A 23,167-nucleotide genomic window follows, 5' to 3' on the forward strand; every position below is an offset into this window, starting at 1 on the left:
CCGCCGGGGACGCCGCCCCCACCAGGCCCGCGGCCCCGGCCGCCCCCGCGAGCCGGAGCGCGCCGCGACGGCCGAGGTGGTGCCGGGCGAGGTAGTTGCGCAGCAGGTCGGGGTTCATGCGGCTCCTTCGGCGCGACGGGCAACCAGCAGTACCGGTCGGGACGCGGTGACCGCAACGGGGGTCACCTCAACGCCCCGGGCGATCACCCGCCCGAGGCCCCGCCGGCTCACGCGGTGTCGACAGGATCGGCGCCGAGCCGCCCCGGGCCCACTCGGCCAGCACCTGCCGGTCCACCAGGGTGATGCCGACCTCCGCCGCCACGGTCCGGGCCGGCGCGGTGAACGTCGAGGTCGTGACGATCAGCGGGTGGTCGGCCCGGTGGTAGTACCGGGCGGTGCCGGAGAAGCGCTGCACGGCCTCGCTGCCGACCTTGTTGGTCGAGCCGTAGCGCTTGCACTGCACCACGACCCGGCCGCCGTCCGGCGCGGTGGCCACGACGTCCGCGCCCGCGTCACCCGCCCCGCCGACGACCTCCACGTCCACGCACCCCGACCGGCGCAGCAGCCGGGCGGTCCACTGCTCGAAGTCGGCGCCGCTCATGCCGTCGGTGGCCTCGATCGCGCGGTCCCGCTCGGCCTGGCGCACCACCTCGGCGCGCCGCCGGCGCAGCCGCAGCACCAGGACCACCGCCCCGGCGGCCAGGAGCGCGCCGGCGATCACCGCGGACAGCACCGGGTGCGCCTGGACGAACCGCCACACCAGCAGCGCCGCGCCCAGGGCGGCGGCCGCGGCGAGCTTCAGCGGCCCCCTCCCGCGCTTGCGCGGCTTCCCCTTCCCGCGCTTGCGCGGTTTCGCCGTCATCCCCTCCCCTTCGTCCCCTCCAGCGTGCGTGCGCGCCGGACGGGGACGACAGGTCCCGTCGGGTGAAAACCGGCAGCCCGGCCCCCTCACACCCGCCGGAGGCGCAGTACCCCGGTCAGCATCGGGAGGGTGAACCCGCCCCCGGCGGTCTCCGGTCGGCTCCCGAGGAAGGCGCGGATCCGGCCGAGCACGGCCTCACGCCCCCGTTCCGGCATGACCAGCACCCCCGCGCGCGTCGCGAGCGTGGCGACGAGGGAGTCGGCGGTGCGCCGCTGCCCGTGCGGGAACTCCGCCTGCTCCGGCGAGCCGAACCGGGCCTCCGCACCGGCGCCGGGGAGGTGCAGGTCCGCCGTCGCGGCGCGCCAGGTGCCGGAGGTGTCGCGCGGGCCGATGACCGCGCTCCCCGCGACCTCCGCGAGGCGGGCCACCCAGTCGACCCGGTCGTCCACGACGTTCCACAGGCCGGCCAGGACACCACCGGGGGCCAGGACCCTGGCCAGCTCGGGCCCGGCCGCGGCCGGGTCGAACCAGTGCAGGGCGTTGCCGGCCACCACGGCGTCGACGGACCCGTCCGGCAGCGGTATCGCCTCGGCGCTGCCCGGCAGGGCGCGCACGGCCGGCAACGCGTGCCGCAACTCGCCCAGCATCGCCGGGTCGGGCTCGACCGCGACCACGTCGACGCCCAGCGCCACCAGCACGCCGGTCAGCTTGCCGGTCCCGGCGCCCAGGTCCAGCACGCGCGGGCCGGGCGCGGGCTCCAGCGCCCAGCGCACCGCCGCCGGCGCGTAGTCCGGGCGGTGCTCGGCGTAGGCGCCCGCCGCCGTGCCGAACGAGGAGGCGTGGGTCGACCGCGCGTCTCGGACCACGCGGACCACCCTACGGTCGCCCGGTCCGGCCCGTCGACCGCTACGGTTGCCGCCCGCCTTCGACCGGGTCGTCCTCCAAGCCGTGGACCGTGACCACGGCGGTGAGCCCCGAGAAGGTCATGACCGGCGCCAGGAGGGGTCCGGCGACGAGTTCGATGCGGTCCGCGTGGGCGAACAGGACGTTGATGCCGGCGCTGTCGAGGTACTCGCACTCGGTGAGGTCGACCACGAGCCGCCCCGGGACGTCGTCGAGGGCGGCGGACAGCTCGGTGGTGTTGCTCATGTCGATCTCGCCGACGGCCTTGAGGATCGTGGTGCCGTCGGGACCCGGGCTGGGCGTGAGCGTGAGCGGTGTGGTCATCAGGGGATCCTCAGGTGCATGTCGACGGTGGTGCCGACCGGGCCGGGGGTGATGGTGACCTGCTGCATCAGGGCGCGCATCAGGGCGACGCCGCGCCCCCGGTGCGCGTTGAGCTCGGGCTGGGGCGTCTTCCAGTGGCCGGTGTCGGTCACCGTCAGGTACAGGTCGCCGACCAGGGCACGGGCCCGCAGCCGGACCGCGTCGGGGGCCGTGCCGCGGTACCCGTGCTCGATGGCGTTGGCGCAGGCCTCGCCGGCGGCGACCAGGACGCTCTGCATGGCCTGCGGGGGCAGTCCGCACTGCTCCAACCAGCCGCGCAGGGTCTTGCGGACCGGGGCGAGCTGGGCGGACTCGGCGGGGAAGGTCAGCTCCAGCGGGGCCGGGTGGCGGTAGAGCAGCAGCGCGACGTCGTCGTCGTAGCCCCCCGCGGGCGCCAGCCGGTCCATCACCTGGGTGGCGAGGTCGTCGAGGGCGGCGTCGCGGCCCGCCTGGACGGCTTCGCCGGCCTGGTCGATGCCGGCGGTCAGCGGGCGGCGGCGGCGCTCGACGAGCCCGTCGGTGTACATCAGCAGCGTGGCGCGGGGCGCCACGGTGCACTCCGCCTCGGGGCGCTGGACACCGGGCCGCACGGCCAGCGGCGTCGAGCCCGCCTGGTCGAGCAGCCGGGTGCTGCCGTCCGGGAGGGCCAGGATGGCGGGCGGGTGCCCGGCGCTGGAGTACGTCAGGTGTCCGGTTTCCGGGTCCAGGACGCCGCAGAACACGGTGGTGCACAACGCGCCGGGGAGCCCCGCGGCGAAGTGGTCCAGGGCCATGAGGGCGCGGGCCGGCCCGGTCTGCTGCAGGAGCAGGGCGCGGCAGGCGCTGCGCAGCTGCCCCATGACGGCGGCGGCCTTCAGCCCTCGGCCGACGCAGTCGCCGACGACGATGCCGATGCGGCCGTCGGGCAGGGTGACGGTGTCGTACCAGTCGCCGCCGATCTCCAACGGCCGCGCCGCGGGTTCGTAGCGGACGGCGAAGCCGTCGGGCAGCCGGGAGGGGCCGAGGACGGCGCGCTGGAGCGCCAGGGCGGTCTCGCGCTGCTGGTCGATCTGGTGCGCGCGGGTGAGCCCTTGGGCGAGGTGCCCGGCCAGCAGGGACAGCAGGAGCTCGTCCTGGTCGGTGAAGGGGCGGCGCTCGTCCAGGTCCAGCCAGAGCACCATGAGGCCGTCGGGGTGCTCCAGGGTGATCCCGGTGCCCGTGGCGCCGTGGGCGGTCGGGCTCAGCGCGGGGCGCTCGCGCAGCGCGGTGAGGGTCGCGCGCTCCTGTTCGGTCAGGCCGTCCCAGGACAGGCCGGGTTCGGTGGCGGTCAACGACGGTTCGTCCCGGTCGGCGTGGACGGCGGCCACGACGCGCCGGGCGCCCCACAGGTCCTTGAGCTCCTCGAGCGCACCCGACAGGGCCTCGGGCAGGCTGGACGCCGCGGACAGGCGCATGCTCAGCACCGCCAGGGCGGTGTCGCGCTGGATGGCGTAGTGCTCCGCGGTGACGTCGCGGAAGGTGCCCACGACCACGGTGCGCCCGCTGTCTGGGTCCTGCGCCGGGTTGAACATGACGTTGACCCACAGCAGGTGGCCGTCCCGGTGGGTCACGGGGATGGTGTGGCTCCCCTGGCCCCGGTCGAGCAGGCCGGAGAAGGCGTCGGCGACCTGCCGGTGCCCCTCGGGGTCGGTCTCGGCGTCGGGCCACCACGGGTGGACGGGCCGGTAGGGCAGGCCCTCGGGGCCGTAGCCGAGGATGTCGGTGAAAGCCGTGTTGATCTCGACGACGGCGCCGCCCTCGTCGCACACGAAGAACGCCTCCTGCAGCGAGTCGATCAGCGCGGTGCGCCAGCGGGCGTGGTGGTTGCGCAGCCGGGACAGCTCCACGTTCGCCCGCACCCTGGCCAGCAGCTCCGCCGCCGCGAAGGGCTTGACCAGGTAGTCGTCGGCGCCGGCCCGCAGCCCCTCGATGGACGCCTCCTGACCGGCGCGGGCGGACAGCAGCAGCACCGGCACCGCCGCGGTGCGCGGGTCGGTGCGCAGCGCGCCCACCAGGCCCAGCCCGTCCAGGCGGGGCATCATCACGTCGCTGACGACCAGGTCCGGGAGCCGGGCGCGGGCCGCTTCCAGGGCTTCCACCCCGTCGGTGACGGGGTGGACCTCGTAGCCGGCGCCCGACAGCAGCCGGGTCAGGTACTCGCGCATGTCGGCGTTGTCGTCCGCGACCAGGACCGTCGCGGGCACCGCGGGACCGGACGCGGTGTCCGTGCCCGGGGACTTGACATCCCGGACCGCCGCGCCACCCTGTTCGGCGGGCAGCCAGCGCAGGGCTTCCTGCAGGTAGGGGTCGGCCGTGACCGACACCGAGGCGGGACCCGCGGCGGGTGAGACGGCGTCGGGGGGCAGGTGGGCGGAGCCGAACGGCAGGCGGATGGTGAAGCGGGTGCCCTCGCCCACGGTGCTGTCGGCGGTGATGGCGCCGCCGTGCAGGCCCACCAGCTCCCGCACGAGGGCGAGGCCGATGCCGCTGCCCTCGTTGGAGCGGGAACGGGTGTTCTCGATGCGGTGGAAGCGCTCGAACAGCCGCGGCATCTCCTCGGCCGGCACGCCGACGCCGGTGTCGGCGATGGTGACCGACGCCTCACCGTCGCCGGCCCGCACGGAGACCCGGATCGAGCCCTCGAACGTGAACTTCAAGGCGTTGCTCAGCAGGTTGAGCACGACCTTCTCCCACATGCCCCGGTCGAGGTGGACGGGTTCGGGCAGTGGCCGGCAGTCCACCTCGAAGACCAGGCCCGCCTTGTCGATCGCCGATCGGAACACGCTGGCCAGCTCGGCGGTGAAGGCGGCCAGGTCGACGGGTTCGTAGCGGGCCTGCATCCGGCCCGCCTCGATGCGGGAGAAGTCCAGCAGCGTGTTCACCAGCTTGCCCAGCCGCAGGCCGTTGCGGTGCACGACCTCCAGTTCACCGCTCGCCCCCGGGTCCGTCACCGCCAACCGGTCCCGCAGCTCCGCCACCGGCCCCATGATCAGGGTCAGCGGGGTGCGGAACTCGTGGCTGATGTTGGAGAAGAACGCGGTCTTGGCGCGGTCCAGCTCGGCCAGCTCCTCGGCCCGCCGCTGCTGGGCCTGGTAGCTGCGGGCGCTCGCGATACCCGCCGCGACGTGCCCGGCGACGAGCTCGACGAACCCGCGGTACCCCTCGTCCGGCGACCGGTAGCGGTTCAGGCCCGCCACCACGAACCCGTACGGCGTGCCGCCCTGCTGCTGGAGCGGGGCCACCAGCGCCCGCACCGGCGGCTCCGGCCAGGCCCCGCACGGCAGCCCGGCGAACGCGGCCCCGTCCAGGTCCACCAGCACGGATTCGCCCCGGGACAGCGCCGCCACGGGCCACACCGCGCCCGGGTCGTCGGCCGCCAGGGTCGCGGGCGCCGCCGGGTGCCCGGTGGGGATCCCGGTCGCACCGGCCAGCCGGGCGGAGCCGTCCTCGGTGAACAGGTAGGTCAGCGTGAAGGGCAGGTCACGCGGGTTGCGGTCGAGCTGGCGGCTGGCGAAGGCGAGCGTCTCCTGCTCGGTGCGCACCACGCTGGGGTCCGAGCCCAGGTCCCGCAACGTCGCCATCCGCCGCTCGCCGATGACCCGCTCGGTCTCCTCGCTGACCACGCACAGCATGCCGACCACGGCGCCGGAGTCGTCCCGCAGCGGGCTGTAGGAGAACGTGTGGTAGCTCTCCTCCGGGTAGCCGGAGCGCTCCAGGAACAGCAGCAGCGCCTCGTCCCAGGTCGCCTTCCCGGTGTTCAGCACGGTGTCGATCCGGGGTCCGATGTCGTCCCAGATCTCCGCCCACACCTCGTGGGCGGGCCGCCCCAGCGCCCACGGGTACTTCCGGCCCAGCGTGTCCCGCCGGTAGGCGTCGTTGCAGAAGAACGTCAGCTCCGGGCCCCACGCCATCCACATCGAGAACCGGGACGACAGCAGGATGCTCACCGCGGTCCGCAGGCTCTGCGGCCAGCTCCCCGGCGGGCCGAGCGGGGTCGCCGCCCAGTCCACCCCGGCGAGGTCGGGACCGACTTCGGCCTCCAGGGCGAACACGTCGGCCACCACCGCCGTCGGCTCGTGCCGGGCGTCGTCGGAACTCGTCACCGCAAACCCCATTCGTCCACTCCGGCCGTCCCCGGAGCGGGTGCCCTGGCGCTCGTGGCCGTACAAGTCCCACCACCACGGACCGGTGAGGCGATCCGTAGGATAGGTCAGCCGCACCAGGCCCGCGCGCGCCCGTGCCGGTGCCTCGGGGCGCGGACCGGGACGAGGGGTGGGTGAGGTCGGTATGACGGGCTGGTCGCGGCACGAGCCGCCCGCGCCGGTGGATGAGCGGCGACGAGCGGACGCGGTGCGCCGCCACCGGACCCGGGACACCGCCCTCCCCGCACCCCCGGCCCACGACCAGCTCGACCCCGCCGCACAGGAGACCCGGTGACCGACCAGACCCTCACCGTCACCCTCGACCCGCGCCCGGCGGGCCCCGCCGTGCTGCGGATCGCCGGGGAACTCGACCACCACACCAGCCCCCGGGCGCGCGAGGTGCTCGACGCGATCCCCCTCGGCCCCGACGCCGGCCTCGTCGTCGACCTGACCGGCCTCACCTACTGCGACTCCACCGGCATCACCGTGCTCATCGCCGCCTACCAGCGCGCCCGGGCCACCGGCGGCCCCTTGGGCCTCGCCGGCCTCAACCGCGAGCTGACGCGCGTCTTCCAGGTCGTCGGGCTGGACAAGGTCCTGCCGTTCCACGCCACGGTCGACGAGGCCATCGACGCCCAGCGGTCGTGACGCGCCGGGGTCGTGCCGGTCAGTCGGTGGGCCGGGGTCCCGCGGCGCGGCGGAGCCGGTTGGCGATCGCCAGCCCCAGGTCCTCCTCCACCGGCAGGGACGCGACGACGAGGTCGCACCCCCGCTGGTCCAGCTCGCGCAGGAACCCGTACAGCCCGCGCGCGTAGGCGGCCGGCGAAGCCGGGACCGCCACCACGGCGTGCGCCTCCACCGGGGCGTCGCCGAAGGCGGGAGGGAGGAGGACGCCCACCCGGTGCCCCCGCTCCCGCGCGAGCTCCGCCTCGGCGACCACCTCGCCGGGCTCGACGAGGACGACCCGCGCCCGCGGCGCGTAGTGCGACGGGTGCTGGCCCGGCACCCGGACGCGACTGGTCGAGTGGACCGCGAGCGGGCGTCCCAGCACCGCTTCCAAGTCCTCGCGCGTCGCCCCGCCGGGCCGGAGGACGGCCGGGACGTCGCCCGTGGCGTCGACGATGGTCGACTCGACGCCCACCTCGCACGGGCCGCCGTCCAGCACGAGGTCGACGGCGTCGCCCAGCTCCGCGCGGACGTGGTCCGCCGCGGTGGGGCTGACCGAGCCGAAGCGGTTGGCCGACGGGGCCGCCACACCGCCGCCGAAGGCCGACAGCAGCGCGAGCGCCACGGGGTGGGCGGGCACCCGCACGGCCACCGTCTCCAGACCGCCGGTCGCCTCGAGCGGCACCCGGCGACCGCGCCGCAGGACCAGCGTCAGCGGCCCCGGCCAGAAGCGCTCGGCCAGCAGGCGCGCGGTCTCCGGGACCTCCTCCGCCCAGTCGTCCAGGTGCTCCGCACCGGCGAGGTGGACGATCAGCGGGTGCGAGGGCGGGCGCCCCTTGACCTGGAAGACGCGCCCGACCGCGGCGGGGTCCTCGGCGTTGGCGCCCAGGCCGTAGACCGTTTCGGTCGGGAAGGCCACCAGGCCCCCGGCCCGCAGCACACCGGCCGCTTTCTCCACATCACTGCTTCTCACAGACATCCCCGCGATCCTCTCACCCGCCGCGGTGCCCGCGTGCCGCGGCCTCCGCGCCTCGGTCCGCACCGGCCTCCCGGGTGATCCACGCGCGGGCGTCGGCGCACTCCCCGTGACGGTCCGAATTCGGTTGGTGGCGGCACTCGGCGCCCGACCGCCCACCACCGCTCCCCCTCGGCGGCACGGGCCGGCCCGCCCGGGGTCGGTCCGGTCCTACCCGGACCGGTGGTGGAGGTCGGCCTTGATGGTCTTCATGGCGAAGCGGGACTGGAGCTTGGCCAGGCCGGGTATCGCCATCAGCCGCTGGGTCAGGAAGCGCTCGTAGGTGGGCAGGTCGGCCACGGCGACCAGGGCGTGGTAGTCGGGCGCGCCGAACATGCGGCGCGCCTCGACGACCTCGTCGAAGGAGACCAGCGCGGCCTCGAACCGCTCGACGGTGGCCCGCGCCTGGTCGGCGAGTTCCAGGTCCACCTGGACCTCGAACCCGCGGCCGAGGGCGGCGGGCGAGATCCGGGCGTGGTAGCCGAGGATCACCCCCTCGTCCTCCAGCCGCTTGACCCTGCGCAGGCAGGGCGAGGGCGTGAGCCCGACCCGGTCGGCGAGTTCGGTGTTGGTCAGGCGGCCGTCACGGCGGAGTTGGTCGATTATTGCGCGGTCGATGCGGTCCACGGCCCAAGTGTGCCAACACTCGACCGTTCGCGGGCAACAAGAGCAATCGGCTGCCCGCGCTTCTGTCCTACCGTCGTCGGCACTGGCCGCTCGGAGACAGGGGTAGGACATGAGCACGACCATCGAGCCCGCCGCGACACCGCCCGCGCCGCCCGCCTCGCCGTCCCCCGCCGCGGGCGCGCGGTCCACCGCCGAGGAGTTCTGGGCCGCGGCCCGTCGCCACCTGATCCGCTACTCGGGCAGCGACTTCACCCCGGCGATCATCGAGCGCGCCGCCGGGTCGGAGGTGTTCGACAGCGACGGGCGCGCGATCCTGGACTTCACCTCCGGGCAGATGAGCGCCCTGCTCGGCCACTCCCACCCGGCGGTCGTGGAGGTGGTCAGCCGGTCGATCGCGACGCTGGACCACCTGTTCAGCTGGATGCTCAGCCGTCCGGTGGTCGAGCTGGCCGCCGCGCTGTCCGCGACGCTGCCCGACCCGCTGGACAAGGTGATGCTGCTGAGCACCGGGGGCGAGTCCAACGAGGCGGCCATCCGGATGGCCAAGCTCTGCACCGGCGGGCACGAGATCGTCGCCTTCGACCAGTCCTACCACGGCGTCACCCACGCCTCGGGCGCGGCGACGTTCAGCGTCTCGCGCACCGGGTACGGCCCGGTCGCGCCGGGCAACATCGTCATCCCGACCCCCAACGCCTACCGGCCGCTGTTCACCCGCGACGGCCGGCACGACTGGCAGGCCGAGCTGGACTTCGGGTTCTCGCTGGTAGACCGGCAGTCCGTGGGCAGCCTGGCGGCGTTCATCGCCGAACCGATCCTCAGCACCGGCGGCGTCGTCGAACCCCCGCCGGGGTACTTCGCCGCGCTCAAGCGCAAGTGCGAGGAGCGCGGGATGCTGCTGATCCTCGACGAGGCGCAGACCGGCCTGTGCCGCACCGGCGACTGGTACGCCTTCCAGCGCGACGGCGTGGTGCCCGACATCCTGACCCTGTCCAAGACCCTCGGCGCGGGGCTGCCGGTGTCGGCGGTGATCACCGGCGAGGAGGTCGAGCGGCGCTGCCACGAGCGCGGCTACTACTTCGTCACCACCCACGTCTCCGACCCGCTGGCGGCGGCGGTCGGCCTGGCGGTCGTCACCGTCCTGGCCGAGGGCGACTTCGACCGGGTCGCCCGCCACCGGGGCGAGCGGCTGCGCCGCGGGCTGCTGGAGCTCCAGGCCCGCCACGAGCACATCGGCGACGTCCGCGGCCGCGGGCTGTTGCAGGGCGTCGAGCTGGTCACCGACCGCGTCGGCAAGCGCCCGGCCGAGCGGTTGGGCGCCGCGGTCACCGCCGCCTGCTTCGAACTGGGCCTGCACCTCAACATCGTCCAGTTCCCCGGCAGCAGCGGCGTCCTCCGGGTGGCGCCGCCGCTGACCACCACCGACGCCGAGCTGGACCGCGGGCTGGACATCCTCGACCAGGCGCTGACCACCGCCGCCCGGCGGGCCTGACCGGCGGGTCCGTCCACATCGGAGGGTCGTGCACGCCGCCGCGGCGTGCGCGGCCGCTCGCGCGACGCCGTGGCGGACGAGCGGCGGACCGCCACGCCCTTGACACCGTCGCGCCCTTGCTCGCACACTATGACCGCCAAGGATGTTAACGCAAACATCTACGGTTCCCCACCCGCCGGAACGCCGTTGACGACACTCGACGGCGGTGCCGCGCCGGGCAGTTCCCGCTGAGCCGTCGGCGTTCCCGCCCCCGCGGTGCGGCGCCGTCGCGCCGGCGGCCCACCGACCAGGTCGCCGCACCGGCGCACCCCCGCGCACGACCGAGGACCACCGATCCGCTTCAACGACGAGGCGGTGCCGCCCGGCCTGCCCCCCAGCCGGCCTGCGCGCCCGCGTCGCGCAGTCCCCGGCACCCGCGACGGCGCCGAGATCCAGCAGCACACCTGCGGCGGCGCCGACCAGCGGTGGAGCCGCGCACGGGCCCGAGCAACCTCGATCCAGCGATGGGACAACAACCTCATGACACCGATCACGACCTCCGGCGGCCACGCGTCGCGGCCGGCGCAGGGCACCCGGCCGGCGCGCCGGTTACCGACCGCGCTCGCGGTGGCCGCGCTCACCGCGGCGAGCCTCGTCGTCCCCGCACCACCGGCCGACGCCGCCACCAGCCAGTTCCGGGGCATGAACTGGGCCGTGCTGGGCGACAACTTCAGCACCGGCACGCTCGTCGTGCAGGGCCTGAGCCAGTCCGACAGCAACGCGACGGTGCGCGCCAAGGCCAACGCCCTCTACGACGACATGGCCGCCACCATGGGGGTCAACACCGTCCGGCTGCCCGTCAACACCCACACCGTCGCCAACACGACCTGGTGGAACGCCTACCGCGGCGCCATCGACGCCGCCGCCGAACGCGGGTTCAAGGTCATCCTCGCCTACTGGGAGGACGGCGCCGCCTCCGGCGGCCGGATCACCAACCTCGCCGCGTGGAACACGATGTGGTCCAGCGTGACCAACACCTACGGCTCGAACCCCAACGTCTACTTCGAGCCGATGAACGAGCCGCACGGCTACAGCTCGGCGGACTGGCGCGACGTCGCGGCGAACTGGCTCACCCACCACACCTCCGCGGTGCCCGGCCGCGTGCTCATCGGCGGCACCGGCTACAGCCAGGACCTGCGCGACATCTGCAACGACAGCCGCTTCAACTCCACCCTGCTGTCCTTCCACCACTACGCCTTCTTCTACAGCCCCATGACCTACGACCAGTTCCGCGGCCACATCCAGACGCGCCTGGGCAACTGCGCCTCCCGCGCCGTCGCGACCGAGTTCGGCGCGCCGATGTCCACCGGCCTGGACTACGGCGACGCGGGCAGCACCGACAACTTCGTCCGCCACATCCGCGCCATGGCCCAGGTCATGCGCGACAACCGGATGGGCGGCACCTACTGGCCCGCCCTCGGCGGCAAGCCGGGCACCATCGGCTACGACTGGTACTCGATGTACGCCCTCAGCGGCAGCGGCACCGACCTCAACCTGACCATCCGCAACAACTCCGGCGCCGACCGGATCCGCTACGCCTGGGGCGACGGGTCCGCGCCCGCGCCGACGTTCCACCGGCTCGACGTGCGCCACAGCGGCAAGGCCATGGACGTCCAGCAACCCAACACCGACAACGGCGCGCGCGTCGGCCAGTACACCTACAGCGGCAACCCGTGGCAGCAGTGGCAGTTCCAGGACGCGGGCGGCGGCTACTGGCGCCTCGTCAGCCGCCACAGCGGCAAGTGCCTCGACGTGGTGAGCGCCTCCACCGCGGACGGCGCCGAACTCGTCCAGTACACCTGCGGCGCCGGGACCAACCAGCAGTTCCAACTGGTCGCCAACGGCGCCTACTTCCAGCTCCGGGCGCGCCACAGCGGCAAGTGCGTGGACGTGCCGGCCGCGTCGACGGCCGACGGCGCGGTCCTCAAGCAGTACCCGTGCAACAGCGGCGCCAACCAGCAGTGGTCGCGCACGGCCGTCTGACGGGCGCCGGGAACCGCTCCGCTGCGTGACGCCGGCTCGGGTCACCGCTCTAACGGTTGCCCTTTCGGGTGAGCGGAACGGGGCGGAGTTGCCGGGCGCGCCGGGGTCCGCCCACCGTGGGAGCGGTGGGCCGGGCCGCCGGGCCGGCCCCGGTGTGGACCGCAACGCGTTCGCGGAGGTGCCGATGGGCAGGCCGGTTCCGGCTCGGGGCGCTTGCCGGGAGCGGCCGTGAGCGTCTTCGACCTGCCCCGCTTGCACTTCGCCGGCACCGCGCGGACCAGCCTGCCCACCGGTCCGCGCAGCGGCCTGGTGGACGTGACCACCAACACCGCGCTCACGCACGAGGGCCCGTTCCCGGTGGGGCGGCCGGCCCGCGAGTACCACGAGTACCTGGTGGACCGGGGACCGCGGTACGACGCCGCGGGGCGGCCGTGCCCCGACGGGGTGTTCAGCGCGGCCGCGGGCTGGAACTTCGGCGGCAGCGGGCACTTCGCGATCGAGGCGACGATCACCGGGGTGGAGCGCGAGGCCGGCCGGCCGGAGTCGGACGACCCGTTGGTGGGGCGCTGCGTGGACGTGTGGGGCCACCACAACGACTACCTCGCGACCACCGTCAACCGGGCGCGGGTCTTCGACGTCGACCCGACCGCCGCGGACACGATGACCCTGGTGGTCGGCCAGTTCGGCTTCGGCCGCGCCGGGCGGTCGCACGACGTCGGGTACGCGGTCACCGGGGAGGTGTCGGGCACGTCGGCGCCGCGCTGGCAGAACCCGGAGCACCTGCTCGACGTCGGCGGGCACTTCGCGGCGGCGGAGCTGCGCAGGTCGGTGGTCTACCAGTTCGTGGTCGAGGACCCGTGGTGGCTGGCCGAGCCCTCCCCCGCCGTCGGGCACCTGAGGGCCGCGGCCGGCGACGGGCTGGTGGTCCAGTTCGCGCTCAGCCACATGGCCGCGCCCACGGCGCCGGACGCGCCGAACCGGTGGCGGCTGCGGGGCACCGTCGCGCCGTGGCGCGCGGGCGAACTGCGCACCCACCCCGCCGGGCGGCTGCTCGTGCCGTGCGGCGGGCGCACCGGGCTGCACACCCTCGGCGTCGACGTGTCGCCGACGCACGTCACGTTCAACCTGATCACGGCCGTGTCGCCGGACTGGGGCGGTGGCGACCTGCTGCTCCGCACGGCCGAGTCCGACGAGCTGGTCGCGACCGTGCCCGACAAGGCGCACGAGCACGCGCCGACCAGCGGGATCGTGACCGTGCCCGCGGCGTCCGGCGCGCCCTCGGCGCGCGACCAGGCGTTGCGGGTGGTCCACCTCGACCGGCACGGCCACCCGGTGGACCTCCTGCGCGAGGTCGAGCTGAACGTCCAGTCCGACGACGCCGCCCTGGTCCTCGACCACACCGACGGCACCCCGGAGCAGGACGCGCGGGTGACGTTCCGGGCGTTCCTGCGCGGCCGGCCGCACCCGGCCACCCCCGACGTTCGGCAGCGGGACGACCTGCTCGCGATCGGCGGGATCGACGTCGACGACGCCGGTCGCGGCGGCTTCACCGTCCGCGGGGTCCGGGCCGGCGTCACCCGGATCTCGCTCGGGCCGCACGGCTCCGTGGCGGTCCGGGTGCTGCCCGACGACCGGCGGCTCGACGACGTCCCGGAGCAGGACGTGACCTTCGAGCTCGTGCACCAGGAGGTCCTGGCCTACTACGAGCTGGTGTCCTCGTTCATGCGCACGGAGGTGTTCAGCCTCGCCGACCGGTGCAAGGTCGAGACCTACGCGACGCTGATGTGGCAGATGTGCGACCCGCGGAACAAGGGCAAGACCTACTACATGCCGCCCACCAGGGACCTCTCGGCGCCGAAGGCGCGGCTGCTGCTGAAGTACCTGCGCCGCCAACAGCGCCAGGCGCCGCTCCCGGCGCTCGCGGACGCGCCGCGGACGCCCTCGATCACCACCCGCGGCGAGCTGGTCTCCGCGCTGCGCCAGGCCGTCACCCTCGAACTGGCGGTGATGGCGCAGTACCTCTACGCGGCGTACTCCGTGCCGACCTACGGCGCGGGCGAGGCGTGGGTGCGCGAGGGCCGGTGGACCGCGGAGCAACTCGAACTGGCCTGCGGCGACGGCGGGCTGACGCTGAGCACCGGGATCCGGGGCGGCCTGCTCGGGGTCGCCCGCGAGGAGATGGTCCACTTCCTGGTCGTCAACAACGTCCTGATGGCCGTCGGCGAGCCGTTCTTCGTGCCGGACCTGGACTTCGCCACGATCAACGCCCGCCTGCCGCTGCCGGTGGACTTCGCGCTCGAACCGCTGCACCTCGGGAGCGTGCAGCGGTTCATCGCCATCGAGGAGCCCGGCGACGGCAAGCCGGGCAGCGGGCCGTACCGGTCGCTGAGCGAGCTGTACGGCTCCATCCGCGACGGCCTGTCCCGGGTGCCGGACCTGTTCGCGGTCGAGCACGGCCGGGGCGGCGGCGAGCACCACCTGTTCCTGCGCGAGTCGATCAACCTGACCTACCCCGACTACCAGTTCGAGGTGGACGACCTGTCCAGCGCCCTGTTCGCGGTGGACTTCGTGACCGAGCAGGGCGAGGGCGGGGTGCTGCCCGCGGTCGGGGACCCGGGCCCGTCGCACCACGACACGTTCAGCCGGATCTCCACCCTGCTCATGACCGAGCAGCTCCGCGGCGACGGCGGGCGGTGGCGCCCGGCCTACCCCGTGCTGCGCAACCCGACCACGGGTCCCGGTCACGGCGCGGGCCAACCGGTCACCGACCCCGGCACCGCGCGGGTCATGGCGCTGTTCAACAGGTCCTACTACCTGATGCTGCTGCTGACCGCGCAGCACTTCGCCGAACGGCCGGACGCCAGCCTGCGCCGGTCCGAGCTGATGAACGCCGCGATCGACGTGATGACCGGGATGATGCGGCCCCTCGCCGAACTCCTGGTGACGCTGCCCTCCGGCGTTCCCGGCCGCACCGCGGGCCCCTCGTTCGAACTGCCGGAGCCCCCCGTGCCCGTGTCCCGGCCCGACGTGGCCCGCCGCCGGGTCGCGCGGGAGTTCGAGCGGCTCGCGGCGGAGTGCCGCCAGGACACCCGGATACCCGAACGGGTGGCCGGGATCAGCGCCCACCTCGCGGCGCGACTCGGCGGGCCGCCGTGCTGACCGGCCCGCCGACCTCCGACCCGACCTCCCGGGAGCAGGCATGACCGACCTGATCGAGATCCAGCTCGACGTCCGTCCCGGGGACGTGCGGGAGCGCCTGCTCGACGTGGCGCACCGGCACCCGCTCGCCCGCGTGGCCTGGGCCGGGGGCGAGGTGTGGCTGGTGAACCAGCCCGACCTGGTGCGCCAGGCGTTCCGCGACCGCCGGCTCAGCAAGGACGCGGGCGCGGCGCCGCCCTGGTTCCACGACGAGACCGGGCTGATCGGCTCCGCCCAGACCTCCCGCGCCATCGAGATGGTCACCAGCGAGGGCCCCGAGCACACCCGGCAGCGGAAGCTGCACGCCGCGGTCTTCTCGGCCCGGCACCAGGAGCGCTGGGAGCACCTGATCGCCGACGCCGTGGACGACCTCCTGCGACCGCTCGACGGCGAGGTCGACCTGGTGCCCCGGCTCGCCTACCCGCTGCCCGTGGCGGTCATCAGCGCCGTGCTCGGGCTGCCGCCGGACATGCACGAACCGCTCACCGCCGCCTGCCGCCGGCTCACCTACGGCGCCGACGAGGCCGAGCGCGAACAGGGGCGCATCCAGCTCTACGAGGGTGTCGGGGCCTTCCTCGGCCCGCGACGGGACGAGCTGCGCCCCGGCATGATCGCCGACCTGCTGGAGCTGCGCGACACCGACGGCTCGATCAGCACCGTCGAGATCGCGACCTGGACACCCGGGCTCGTCGTCCCCGGGCACGAGTCCACGACGAGCGTGCTCGCCGCGCTGCTGGCCGACGTGCTGGCCGACCCACCGGACCGGCGACCGTCGACCCCGGAGGAGGTCGAGGAACGCGTCGAGCGCGCCCTGCGCCTCCACCCGCCGTTCCCCCTGGCCACCTGGCGGTTCAGCACCTCGCCCGTGCCGCTCCAGGACCACGAGATACCGGCGGGCGTGCCCGTCCTGCTGAACATCCCCGCCGCCAACTCCACCCCGTCGTCCGCGACGCACTACACCTTCGGCCACGGCGCCCACTACTGCATCGGCGCGGGACTGGCGCGCCTCGAACTCCGGATCGCCCTGACGCGCTTCCTCCAGCGGTTCCCCGACGCCACGCGGACGTCCGACGAGACCCGCTGGGTGAGCGGGTACGCGATCCGGCAGCTCACCTCGCTGCCGGTCCGCCTCACCGCCGACAGCGCGACCTGAACCCGGCCGGCCGGGGCGTTCCGGTCACCCCGGCCAGCCGGTGCGCAGCGGCAGCCGCTCCGGTCCGTGGAAGATCAGGTCGTGGTGGTAGCGCACCGGTGACGCGGCGCGCGGCGCGGGCAGGGCGGCCACCAGGGCGGTCAGGGCGAGTTGGGTCTCCAGGCCGGCCAGGGCGGCGCCGAGGCACCGGTGGGCGCCGTGCCCGAAACCGCAGTGCCCGCGGGCCGACCGGGTCGGCAGCAGCTCGTCGGGCCGCTCGAAGCGGTCGGGGTCGCGGTTGGCGGCGCCGAGCACCAGCACCACCTTGTCGTCCGCCCGGACCCGTCGACCGCCCAGCACCACGTCCCGCTCGGCCCGTCGGCTCACCATCTGCACCGGGCCGTCGTAGCGGATCAGCTCGTCCACGTGGTCGGCGGTGAACACCGGCCGCGAGCGCAGCAGCGACGGGTGGTCCAGCAGCGCCAGCACGGACTTGCCGATCAGGTGTGCCGTGGTCTCGTGGCCCGCGGTGAGCAGGTGCACGCCCGTGGCGGCGACCTCGTCGGGGATGCACCCGGCCCGCACGAGCGGCGCGAGGAGCCCGTCCTCGGCCGGGTCGGCGGCGGCCTCGCGGAAGTAGTCGCCGAGTTCCCGGGCCGCCCGCTCGGCGGCGGCGTAGTCGCCCTGGCGGGTCGAGCTGGCCTGCTGGAGCGCGAGCGCGCGCCGGTGCAGCCACTCCCGGTCCGCGGCGGGCAGGCCGAGCAGGTCGCACATCACGTACAGCGGCAGCTTCGTCGCGAAGTCGGCCACCAGGTCGATCTCCGGTCGTCCCGCGAGGGAGGCGACGAGGTCGTCCGCGACCCGTTGGACGTCCGGGCGGAGGGCGCGCACCGCCGGGTTCGTGAACCTGCCGGCGAGCAGCGACCTCAGCCGCGTGTGCCGCGGTGGGTCGAGGAACACCAGCCAGTCGCGGAGCAGGGCGGCCAGCGCGTCGCAGCCGGGTGGGAGGACCAGCCTGCCCCGGGCGAAGTCCGGGCTCGCCAACACCTCCACCGTGGGCTGGTGGGCGAACACGTACCACGCGCCGCTCGCGGAACTCCAGTGCACCGGCTCCGCCTCCCGGTACCGCCGGTACAGCGGGTAGGGGCGGACGAGCTCGTCGTGGTCCAGGGACCGGGGGTCGAACGGCGGCAGGTCTGACCGGGACGTGCCGGTCACGGGGAGCACGCTCACGCCGACACCGCCGTCCGCGTCCGGCCGGCCAGGTGGATCTGCCGCACGGCGTCGACCGCGGACTGGATGGCGCCGTCGATCCACGCCGGGTTCGCCGAGCAGTGGTCGCCCGCGAAGTACAGCCCGTTCTCCGGGCTCGCCGCCCGCAGCCGCTCCTCCGTGCGGGTGCTGTCGTCCAGCTCCCACTGGCTCACCGCCGCGCCGTTGCTCCACCAGTGCTGGCCCCAGGCCATGCTGGCGGCGCCGAGCACCATGCCGGGCTCCAGCAGTTCCGGGTGCATCCGGCCCAACTCCCTCAGCACCGCCTCGTGCCGGTCGTCCGCGTTCATCCGGCCGAAGGCGTCGGCCTCCTCCCCCAGCGTGTAGCTGGCCAGCAGCGCGGCACCTCGAGCCGGCTCGCACTCCGGGGGCACGTAGTAGGTCTGGCGGACGCGGCCACCGCTGAACGACGCGCCGCCGGAGATGCCGTCCCCGAGCCAGAACGCCTCCCGGCAGTGGAAGGCGACCTTCGTCGCCGACCAGTAGGTCATCCCGTGGATGGCGGCGACCTTGGTCCGGCTCAGGTTGCGCAACCGGATCCGGCGCAGCACCGAGAACGGCAGCGTGCACAGCACGCCGGGGCAGCTCCGCGTGATCACGCGGTCGCCGGTGCGGATCTCCACCAGCACCCGCTCGCCGCACACCTCCAGCCCGACCACCTCGCAGCCGAGGTGGATCGGCGCCCGCACCCGCGACAGCAGCCGCTGGACCAGCTGGTCCATCCCGCCTTCGAGCCGCACCAGGTCGGGGCTGGTCTCCGACAGGACGTCGTCGATGAACCGGGCCAGCCGGCCGCCGCACCCGGCCCGGACCTCGGGGTGCCCGGCGAAGAACCCGTGCACGTCGACCTGGTCGTGACCGGCCCCGATCACGAACGGCGCCAGGTCGATCCGGTCCACGGCGTCCAACAGCTCGGCGGTGAAGCCGCGATCGCGGAAGCCGGCCGGGCCGATCGCGTTGCCCATCGCGGTCAACCACGCGCCGAACAGCACGGTCTCCTCGCGGTAGCGGCCGCGGGGCAGCCCCGCGCGGAAGTCCTCGACCAGGAGGCGCGCGGCCTGGTCGAGGCGGACGTGGCCCTGGCTGGTGGCGTGGTAGGCGCGGGGGTCGGAGAACAGCGTCCGGAACGGCCGGAGCTTGTCGGACAGGCCCATCCTGGCTATGTAGTCCAAAGTGTACCGGTGGTTGCCCGGAACCCGCATGGCGCCGAACTCCACCAGTGGCCCGCCGCCGCCGAAGCGGTGGGTGAGGATGCGACCGCCCACGCGCCGACTGCCCTCCAGGACCTCCACGCGGTGCCCCAACCGCTCCAGCTCGTGCGCGGCCACCAACCCGGCTATGCCCGCGCCGAGGATCGTGATCGGTGGTGCGTCGGGACCGGGATCGGTTGTGGGGAAACGGCGATCGACCACGTGTGTGCCGGGCATGAACTCTCCTCAGGTAGAGCGTCGCAGTGGCCATGCCCCCGCCCCTCGCGCCGTCAACCACGGTGAGCAGCACCTCCGCGTCCCGACAAGCCCTCGGCCACCCCGTCACCCGAAATCGCACCCGTGAGAGCGGATGTCGGGACACCGGTCACGTAGCGGAACCATTGCCGGCCAAGGGAAGCGGCGCTCGCGAACGGGCCCCGCGCACGCCTCCCGGCCACTCGATCGGATGGCCGGAGATGTGCTCTTCCCGTGCCGGCAGGAGAATCCACGTCGAGAACGGTCCGATCACGACGACGTCCGGAGGTGGTGCCCGTGATCGCCCGCAGCGCACCCGCGTTCACCCGCGAGCCGGACGTCCTGGTGGTCGGGGCCGGCCCGGTGGGGCTGGCGATGGCGTTGGACCTCCGGTACCGGGGCGTCGACCACCTCGTCGTCGAGCGGCGGGACGGACGTGTCCCCCAACCCGGGGTGAGCACGATCGGACCGCGGTCCATGGAGCTGTTCCGGCGGTGGGGCCTGGCCCGGCGGATCCGCGAAGCGGGCTGGCCGCCGGACCACTCGTTGGACATCGCGTGGGTCACCCGGGTCGGCGGGCACGAGCTGCACCGCTTCGAGCGCGGCACCGTCGCCACCCGCCCGGAGTTCCGGCACACGCCGGAGCCGGACCAGGTCTGCCCGGCGCACTGGCTCCAGCCGCTGCTCATGGGCGAGGTCGGCGCGGCGCCGGACGGCCCGCTGCTGCTGCGCCACCGGCTGGACTCGTTCACCCAGGACGACGACGGCGTCACCGCGCACCTCACCGACCTCGACACCGGCACGGCGACCGCGGTCCGGGCCCGGTACCTGGTCGCCTGCGACGGCGCCTCGTCCCCGGTCAGGCGCTGGTGCGGCATCGACGCGCCCGCGCGGCACGAGGCCAAGGTGCTCCGCAACATCCTGTTCCGCGCGCCGGAGCTGACCCGTCACCTGGCCGAGCGCGGCGGGCGGGCGGCGATGGTCTACTTCCTCATGCTCTCGAACGAGCTGCGCTACCCGTTGCGCTCCATGGACGGCCGGGAGCTGTTCAACCTGACGGTGTCCGGCCCGGCGCTGACGGCGGACGCGACCGAGCTGCTCCGGGACGCGATCGCCTTCGAGACACCGGTCGAGCCGCTGGCCGACACCGAGTGGCACCTCACCCACTGGGTCGCCGACCGCTACCGGCACGGCCGGGTATTCCTGGTCGGCGACGCCGCCCACACCGTGTCGCCGTCCGGCGGGTTCGGCATGAACATCGGCATCGCCGACGCCGCCGACCTGGGGTGGAAGCTGGCCGCCCACCTCCGCGGCTGGGGCGGGGAGCACCTGCTGGACGCCTACGAGACCGAGCGGCGGCCGGTCGCGCTCCAGAGCCTGGAGGCCGCCAACCGGCACCTCCAGCGGACGTTGAGCCGGGAACTGCCCGCCGACCTGCGCGAGGAGACGCCGGAGGGCGCGCGGCGGCGCGCGGAGATGGCCGAGCGGCTGCGCGCGAGCGGCGCGCAGAAGGAGTTCGACAACCCTGAGGTCCACTTCGGCTACCGCTACGAGTCCCCGCTGGTCATCGGCGCCGGCGCCGAGATGACACCGGACTGGCGGCCGGGCAGCGACCCCGGTTCCCGGGCCGCCCACGGCTGGCTGCGGCCGGGGGTGTCCCTGCTGGACCTGTTCGGCGAGGCGTTCGTCCTCCTGTGCTTCGAGCACGACGCGCAGGGCGTGGAGGGGGTGCGGGATGCCTTCGCCGCGCGGGACGTCCCGCAGCGGGTGGTCGAGTGCGACGACCCCCGGCTGTCCGAGCTGTACGCGTGCCCGTTCGTGCTGGTCCGCCCGGACGGCCACGTCGCCTGGCGGGGCTCGCGGCCGCCCGCCGACCCGGTCGCGCTCGTGGACGCGGTCCGCGGGTCGGCCCGGGCGGCCGTGCCGTCGCACTGACGGTTCGCGCCCGCCGCACCACGACCCGCTGCGCCACCGCCCACGGCACTGCCGCCACCGCGCCACCGCCCGCCGCACCACCGCACGGCCCGCTGCGCACGGCCCGCTGCGCACGGCCCGCTGCGCCCCGCCCGCCGCCCACCGCCCACCGCCCACCGCCCACCGCACCACCGCACCATCGCCCGCCGCGCTACGAGGCCGGGCGACCGCTCGCGCCCACCGGCTCCGGGGCGCCGGCGGCGATCCGCTCCAGGAGCGGGACGAGGGCCTCGACGGGCGGCAGGGCGAGCATGTGGCGCTGGGCGAGCCGGGCCCGCGCGGTCACCGCCGCGTCGGTCAGCAGGGTCTCGCACGCCGCCGCGACCTCCTCCGCCGCGCCGCCGGCCACGTGCAGGCCCAGGCCGAGGTCCTGGACCCGGTCGGCGTTGGCGAACTGGTCGCCGTACCGGGGCAGCACGGCCATCGGCACGCCGGCCGCGATCGCCTCGCGGATGCCGTTGTAGCCGCCGTGGGTGATGAACAGCTGCGTGCAGCGCAGCAGCAGGGGTTGGGGGACGTGGTCGACGAGCCGGACGTTCCCGGGAACCGGGGAGTCGGCCGGGATGAGGCCGCCCGTGACGACCACGCCGACGCAGTCGGAATCGGCCAGCGCGGCGATGACGGCCCGCAAGGCCGATCGCGTGCCGGCCTGCACGCCGGCCGTGAACGGGTCGCTGGCCTGCGCGTGCAGCACGGGGATGACGGTCCCGAACGACGCCAGCACCAGGGGGCGGTCCGCGGGCAGCGCGAGGACCCAGTCCGGCAGCGCCTCGGCGCGGGCGACGGTGTCCGGCTGGCGGCAGGTGATCGCGTCCGGCAGGTGGGGAGGGGCGAACGAGTACCGCGCGGGCATGAAGTCGAGCCACCCGTGGCGGTGGAGCGGTCCGAGGTCGTCCCACTCCGGTAGGCCGAGTTCCAGCCTGCGGGCGTTGAGCAGGGACAGCAGGTGGTCCGGGAGGAGCGCGTTGGCGCTCCCGGACGGGGCCGAGACGTGCGGGACGCCGAGGTCGTCGGCGAGCAGCGCGGCCGCGAACTCGGCCTCGCCGCGCAGCACGAGGTCGGGGCGGAACCGCTCGGCCACCGCCGCGAGGGCGCGGTAGCCGTCGGTGATGTGCGGACCGGCGAAGAGCCGGCCGGCCGCCTTGGCGGCCGCGACGCGCCCGTCCTCCTCGCCGGTCGGGTCCGCGAGGAACCCGTCCGCGTGGGGGAAGGGGTCCCGCAGGTCCGGTCGGGCGCGGAGCGGTTCGCCGTCGAACAGGCGCAGCAGCGGCCTCGTGGTCGCCACCCGCACCTCGTGCCCCGCGCAGGCCAGGGCGCGCGCCACCGGGAGCATCGCCCTGGCGTGGGAGACGGCGGTGGTCACGCAGCAGAGAACTCGCATGGCGCGCCTTTCGAACGACACGTGATCCGGTCACGGCCCGGTGGACCGCCACCTCGGCGACCACGATAAGTCGAGGCGGGCCGCGTCACAGGCGCACGCACCCCGACGGGGTGACGGCCCGGCGGCGCCACGCCGGCCACCGGTCCCACCTCGACGCGGCACGCCACCGCCCTGTCGTCCCGTGCGCCGCACGCCCACCCGTCCCTGTCGGCGGACCACACCGGATACGCACGGTCGGGTGAATTCCGGCTGGGCCGACGGGCGCAACGGTGGTGCGGTGGAACGCTGGGCACCTGCCAACCGGTGATCGGCGAGAGGTGCCCGGTGTGACCGTGCCCGAGCCCGCGCGGGCCGCCCACGACGAAGGCCCCGGCGTGGCCAACGCGCTGTCGGGTGGCGCCGTCAGCGGGGTGGTGCAGGCCGGTGCGGTGCACGGTGGCGTGCACCTGCACGTGGGGCCGCCTCCGCCCGCGCCGGTCGTGCCCCGTCAACTGCCCGCCGCCCCGGGCGCGTTCGCCGGGCGGGCGGCGGAGCTGGCCGCGCTGGACCGCGCCCTGGCCGGCGGCTCGCCGGGCGGCGCGGTGGTGGTCTCGGCGATCGGCGGGGCCGGCGGGGTCGGCAAGACCTGGCTGGCGCTGGCCTGGGCCCACCGCATCCT

The 23,167-nt window shown here is 74.8% G+C and carries 16 protein-coding genes and 1 pseudogene; 8 read left to right on the forward strand and 9 right to left on the reverse strand.

Annotated elements, in window-relative coordinates; translation table 11 throughout:
* Nucleotides 1–187: 187 nt before the first annotated feature.
* The 4 genes from ACFV4N_RS22830 to ACFV4N_RS22845 all read right to left on the reverse strand — a co-directional run bounded on the left by ACFV4N_RS22830 (nucleotide 188) and on the right by ACFV4N_RS22845 (nucleotide 6,249).
* A complete protein-coding gene (locus ACFV4N_RS22830) occupies nucleotides 188–862 on the reverse strand; it encodes a restriction endonuclease (RefSeq protein WP_499674597.1) in 675 nt (224 codons plus the stop codon).
* 86 nt (nucleotides 863–948) lie between these two features.
* Nucleotides 949–1,728, reverse strand: a complete 780-nt coding sequence (locus tag ACFV4N_RS22835; protein ID WP_499674598.1) for a class I SAM-dependent methyltransferase — start codon at nucleotides 1,726–1,728, stop codon at nucleotides 949–951.
* A gap of 40 nt (nucleotides 1,729–1,768) precedes the next feature.
* Nucleotides 1,769–2,089 (reverse strand): STAS domain-containing protein, encoded by a 321-nt coding sequence (locus ACFV4N_RS22840; protein ID WP_499674599.1) that lies wholly within the window; start codon nucleotides 2,087–2,089, stop codon nucleotides 1,769–1,771.
* Nucleotides 2,089–6,249 carry a SpoIIE family protein phosphatase gene (locus ACFV4N_RS22845; RefSeq protein ID WP_499674600.1) on the reverse strand — a complete coding sequence of 1,387 codons (4,161 nt, stop codon included), beginning with the start codon at nucleotides 6,247–6,249 and terminating at the stop codon, nucleotides 2,089–2,091. The genes ACFV4N_RS22840 and ACFV4N_RS22845 overlap by 1 nt, the downstream gene beginning before the upstream one ends.
* 169 nt (nucleotides 6,250–6,418) lie before the next feature.
* Here ACFV4N_RS22845 and ACFV4N_RS22850 point away from each other — a divergent pair, with 169 nt between their 5' ends.
* Nucleotides 6,419–6,583 carry a hypothetical protein gene (locus tag ACFV4N_RS22850; protein ID WP_499674601.1) on the forward strand — a complete coding sequence of 55 codons (165 nt, stop codon included), beginning with the start codon at nucleotides 6,419–6,421 and terminating at the stop codon, nucleotides 6,581–6,583.
* A complete protein-coding gene (locus ACFV4N_RS22855) occupies nucleotides 6,580–6,936 on the forward strand; it encodes an STAS domain-containing protein (protein WP_499674602.1) in 357 nt (118 codons plus the stop codon). Before ACFV4N_RS22850 ends, ACFV4N_RS22855 begins: the two co-directional genes overlap by 4 nt.
* A gap of 19 nt (nucleotides 6,937–6,955) precedes the next feature.
* Here the strand turns inward: ACFV4N_RS22855 and ACFV4N_RS22860 are convergent, their stop codons facing one another.
* Together ACFV4N_RS22860 and ACFV4N_RS22865 are read right to left on the reverse strand one after the other, a co-directional pair.
* Complete coding sequence (locus ACFV4N_RS22860; RefSeq protein ID WP_499674603.1) at nucleotides 6,956–7,933, reverse strand: L-threonylcarbamoyladenylate synthase; 978 nt, start codon at nucleotides 7,931–7,933, stop codon at nucleotides 6,956–6,958.
* A 207-nt stretch (nucleotides 7,934–8,140) separates the two neighbouring features.
* Nucleotides 8,141–8,596, reverse strand: coding sequence for an Lrp/AsnC family transcriptional regulator (locus ACFV4N_RS22865; protein ID WP_499674604.1), 456 nt, complete (start codon nucleotides 8,594–8,596; stop codon nucleotides 8,141–8,143).
* A gap of 109 nt (nucleotides 8,597–8,705) precedes the next feature.
* Between ACFV4N_RS22865 and ACFV4N_RS22870 the strand changes: the two genes are divergently transcribed.
* The 4 genes from ACFV4N_RS22870 (at nucleotide 8,706) to ACFV4N_RS22885 (ending at nucleotide 16,458) form a co-directional block, all read left to right on the forward strand.
* Complete coding sequence (locus ACFV4N_RS22870) at nucleotides 8,706–10,085, forward strand: aspartate aminotransferase family protein (protein ID WP_499674605.1); 1,380 nt, start codon at nucleotides 8,706–8,708, stop codon at nucleotides 10,083–10,085.
* A gap of 519 nt (nucleotides 10,086–10,604) precedes the next feature.
* A complete protein-coding gene (locus ACFV4N_RS22875) occupies nucleotides 10,605–12,107 on the forward strand; it encodes an RICIN domain-containing protein (protein WP_499674606.1) in 1,503 nt (500 codons plus the stop codon).
* A gap of 228 nt (nucleotides 12,108–12,335) precedes the next feature.
* Nucleotides 12,336–15,266, forward strand: a complete 2,931-nt coding sequence (locus ACFV4N_RS22880) for a ferritin-like domain-containing protein (RefSeq protein WP_499674607.1) — start codon at nucleotides 12,336–12,338, stop codon at nucleotides 15,264–15,266.
* 40 nt (nucleotides 15,267–15,306) lie between these two features.
* Entirely contained in the window at nucleotides 15,307–16,458 is a 1,152-nt protein-coding gene (locus ACFV4N_RS22885) for a cytochrome P450 (protein ID WP_499674608.1), read from the forward strand.
* Nucleotides 16,459–16,482: 24 nt separating this feature from the next.
* Here the strand turns inward: ACFV4N_RS22885 and ACFV4N_RS22890 are convergent, their stop codons facing one another.
* Both ACFV4N_RS22890 and ACFV4N_RS22895 read right to left on the reverse strand, forming a co-directional pair.
* Nucleotides 16,483–17,670, reverse strand: a complete 1,188-nt coding sequence (locus tag ACFV4N_RS22890) for a cytochrome P450 (RefSeq protein WP_499674609.1) — start codon at nucleotides 17,668–17,670, stop codon at nucleotides 16,483–16,485.
* Nucleotides 17,667–19,136, reverse strand: a complete 1,470-nt coding sequence (locus tag ACFV4N_RS22895; RefSeq protein ID WP_499674610.1) for a flavin monoamine oxidase family protein — start codon at nucleotides 19,134–19,136, stop codon at nucleotides 17,667–17,669. Before ACFV4N_RS22895 ends, ACFV4N_RS22890 begins: the two co-directional genes overlap by 4 nt.
* 315 nt (nucleotides 19,137–19,451) lie before the next feature.
* Between ACFV4N_RS22895 and ACFV4N_RS22900 the strand changes: the two genes are divergently transcribed.
* Nucleotides 19,452–21,089, forward strand: coding sequence for an FAD-dependent monooxygenase (locus tag ACFV4N_RS22900; protein WP_499674611.1), 1,638 nt, complete (start codon nucleotides 19,452–19,454; stop codon nucleotides 21,087–21,089).
* Between the two features lie 190 nt (nucleotides 21,090–21,279).
* On the opposite strand, the gene ACFV4N_RS22905 is transcribed toward ACFV4N_RS22900, so the two are convergent.
* A complete protein-coding gene (locus ACFV4N_RS22905) occupies nucleotides 21,280–22,491 on the reverse strand; it encodes a glycosyltransferase (protein WP_499674612.1) in 1,212 nt (403 codons plus the stop codon).
* Nucleotides 22,492–22,835: 344 nt separating this feature from the next.
* Here ACFV4N_RS22905 and ACFV4N_RS22910 point away from each other — a divergent pair.
* Nucleotides 22,836–23,167 (forward strand): annotated as a pseudogene (locus tag ACFV4N_RS22910) (tetratricopeptide repeat protein); the annotation flags it as partial.

This window comes from Actinosynnema sp. NPDC059797 (assembly GCF_042732085.1).
Taxonomy (GTDB): Bacteria; Actinomycetota; Actinomycetes; order Mycobacteriales; family Pseudonocardiaceae; genus Actinosynnema.